Below are 3,076 nucleotides of genomic sequence, written 5' to 3' on the forward strand. Positions count from 1 at the left end.
GTTTTGTAATGGTTAAGATTCTCTCTAATAAAGTCATATCGATGCTGTTTCTTATTGCGACGACTTTTATTTCACTCTCGGCTATCGCAGCTCAACCTCCCACCCCGCTTCGTACTTATGCTCAATCTCCCGAGCAGTCGACTCATTTGACCACGGAGCTACGTTCAGCTTTTCCGGTGGGAAACCATGGCGTAGAGCTGTTTGCATCGGGCACGATGGCGAGTGTTTGGGCAAGTTCTGATACGGCAGACCTTGATTATTATCAGAATCATATTTTCGTCGGTGCCAACTGGCAGGTTAACCCTCAATTGCAAACCGAAGTGAAATATCAATACACCTATGCGGCCAATAATCACCTAGACTCATTGACCATGGACTTCCACAGTTTTTTCGGTATTGGACAAAACGGACGTGATGAAGCAGGCAAACACCAATTCCATATATCCAGTGATGAATACGGTGTATCGATTGATGATTTCGAGGGGGAAGCGTTAGCGAAAGCCTTGCATTGGTACACTCAGTACCAGCTTTTTTCTTCGAATACGAGTGCACTTGCCATCGGGGGAAGCGTTTATTACAAAAATGTCGACAGCGGTCCATTCAAAAAAAGTGCTTTTGAGCAAGCTGTACAGTTGAATTACAGCCTTGCCCGAGGGGCGAGTTCATTTTTTGCAAGCGCTGGCGTCACGCACAATGACAACAATAGTGCGTTGATAGGCACTGAAATCCGCGATTTTACCGGAGCGGTCGCCTTTGGATATGGTTACAAATTTGGCTATTTTCATGAAGTGCTCGTTGAATATCACTGGTACCAAGGTTTGTTGGAAGATGAGGGGGCGTTCTCTGAAGCCTCTAATGAAGTGGTTCTGGGCTATCGTTTGAATCTTGGCAACGCCATGTTAGAAGCCAGTATGATCGAAAACATTATCAACATGGATAATTCTGCGGACATTGCTTTTGGGCTCGGTATTCGTTACTTCCTATGATGTGTTTGATCGTGTGCTGTACGTGGCCAAAGGTTATTGTTTTACCTAACTGAAAAGGGACTTAATTAAACAGCCGCTAACCTCAGCCGTGTTTGAGTGAAAATGTGAAGGGTTTAAGAACCATTAACCGACTTGTGGGCCATCAACGGATGTTGCTGGCCCTTTTGTTTGCTTTATCATTCAATATTATGCTTTATCACTCAATGTGTAGGTCGAGAGGTGTTTTACTGCTGCGGCCACCGATCTCGCGGGTTAACTTGGGTACTAGGTAGCCCGAAACCTCAGAGATTAATCCCTTGAAGTGATGCTTCGCCTCTTCATCTGAGATACAGAAGTGAGCGGCGCCCTGAACCTTATCCAGTACATGCATGTAGTACGGTAGAATGCCAGCGTTGAATAGCTTTTCACTGAGTGCTTTTAATGCGTCAGCACTGTCGTTCACGCCTTTTAGCATCACGCCCTGGTTAAGCAGAGTCGCGCCAATAAGCTTTAATTTAAGGAAGGCCTGTTTGAGCTCTGCATTGATTTCATTGGCGTGATTAATATGGCTCACCATCACTACATTTAGACGAGTCTTAGATAAAATTTGGCACAGTTCGTCAGTAATACGAGCTGGGATAACAACTGGCAAACGGCTATGTATACGAACGGTTTTTACATGTGGAATTTGTTCGACAGCCTGAATCAGCCATTCGATTTCGCTGTCTTTGGCCATCAGTGGGTCGCCACCCGAAAGGATAACCTCGTTAATCTCAGAGTGTTGAGCTACGTAATCGAGGCTGGTTTGCCACACCGATTTAGAACCCTTGTTGTCTTGATAAGGGAAGTGGCGTCGAAAGCAGTAACGGCAGTTGACCGCACAGCCACCTTTCACAATCATCAAGGCTCGGTTTTTGTATTTATGCAATAACCCCGGGATCGCGTTGTCTTGCTCTTCTAGTGGATCGGCCGAGTAGCCTTCATGAACTTCGAACTCCTCGCTCAATGGCAAAACCTGACGTAATAGCGGGTCGTGCGGGTTGCCTTTTTCCATTCGCTCGACAAAGCTTAACGGTACTCGCAACGCAAATAGGTTGCGTGCGGCAAAGCCTGCTTGCCATGGTGTTGGGTCTATTTCCAATGCTTCAAGGAGTTTTGTCGGGTCTGAGATCGCATTCGATAGTTGTTTGAGCCAGTTTTGCTCAACAGATTCGACTTTTCGGGTTATGATATGCGGCATTGAAATCAACTCAAAGATGTGTAAGAGGAAATCATGGCGTCAGTAAGCACCAATGAATTCAAAGGCGGTTTAAAATTCATGATGGATAACGAGCCTTGCTCAATTATCGAAAATGAATACGTTAAGCCGGGTAAAGGCCAAGCGTTTAACCGTGTAAAACTTCGTAAACTGCTGTCAGGCAAAGTGTTAGAGAAAACATTTAAGTCAGGCGACACAGTAGAACTAGCTGACGTTGTAGACGTTGAACTAGGCTACCTATACAGCGATGGCGAATTCTACCACTTCATGAACAACGAGACATTCGAGCAAATCGCAGCTGAAGTAAAAGCAGTTGGCGACACAGCTAAATGGCTAGTTGAGAACGACGTATGTACTCTAACGTTGTGGAATGATAACCCTATCACAGTAACTCCACCAAACTTTGTTGAGATCGAAGTAACTGATACAGATCCTGGCCTAAAAGGCGACACACAGGGTACTGGTGGTAAGCCTGCAACTCTAGCAACTGGCGCGGTAGTTCGCGTACCTCTATTCATCGCTATCGGTGAAGTTGTAAGAGTAGATACTCGCACTGGCGAATACGTTGGTCGTGTGAAGTAATTTGATTGTACTCACCTTGATTTAAGGTGGTTCAGTGAAATGAAAAAGGTCGCTTGTGCGGCCTTTTTTGCATTTAAAAAGCAGATGCGAGTAAACGAGATACGGAATGCGAAGAGCTTGAAGGGCAGATGAGAGTATACGAGATATGAAAAACAAAAAAAGCAGAACAAAATAGTATTGTGCTGCTTTGATTCTTTTCGCTCTTAAGCACTTCGATACTCGTTTACCCGAATCCCGTATCTGCTCTTAAGCACTTCGATACTCGTTTACC

General features: G+C 45.1%; 3 protein-coding genes. 2 read left to right on the forward strand and 1 reads right to left on the reverse strand.

Annotated features, from left to right (window positions below):
• A partial coding sequence (locus BCT81_RS10455; protein ID WP_347232107.1) for a DUF3187 family protein occupies positions 1 to 986 on the forward strand: 986 nt, incomplete at its 5' end.
• Between the two features lie 196 nt (positions 987 to 1,182).
• Here BCT81_RS10455 and epmB read toward each other — a convergent pair.
• Complete coding sequence (epmB, locus tag BCT81_RS10460; protein ID WP_102424131.1) at positions 1,183 to 2,205, reverse strand: EF-P beta-lysylation protein EpmB; 1,023 nt, start codon at positions 2,203 to 2,205, stop codon at positions 1,183 to 1,185.
• A gap of 33 nt (positions 2,206 to 2,238) precedes the next feature.
• Between epmB and efp the strand changes: the two genes are divergently transcribed.
• A complete protein-coding gene (gene efp / locus BCT81_RS10465) occupies positions 2,239 to 2,805 on the forward strand; it encodes an elongation factor P (RefSeq protein ID WP_004741343.1) in 567 nt (188 codons plus the stop codon).
• The last annotated feature ends 271 nt before the right edge of the window (positions 2,806 to 3,076 follow it).

Origin of the sequence: Vibrio sp. 10N.261.52.A1 (assembly GCF_002876325.1) — a bacterium.
Taxonomy (GTDB): domain Bacteria; phylum Pseudomonadota; class Gammaproteobacteria; order Enterobacterales; family Vibrionaceae; genus Vibrio; species Vibrio chagasii.

Coding starts and splice junctions, on each gene's coding strand:
- efp (WP_004741343.1), top strand. CDS start 2,239: ATGGCGTCAGTAAGCACCAATGAATTCAAAGGCGGTTTAAAATTCATG.
- epmB (WP_102424131.1), bottom strand. CDS start 2,205: ATGCCGCATATCATAACCCGAAAAGTCGAATCTGTTGAGCAAAACTGG.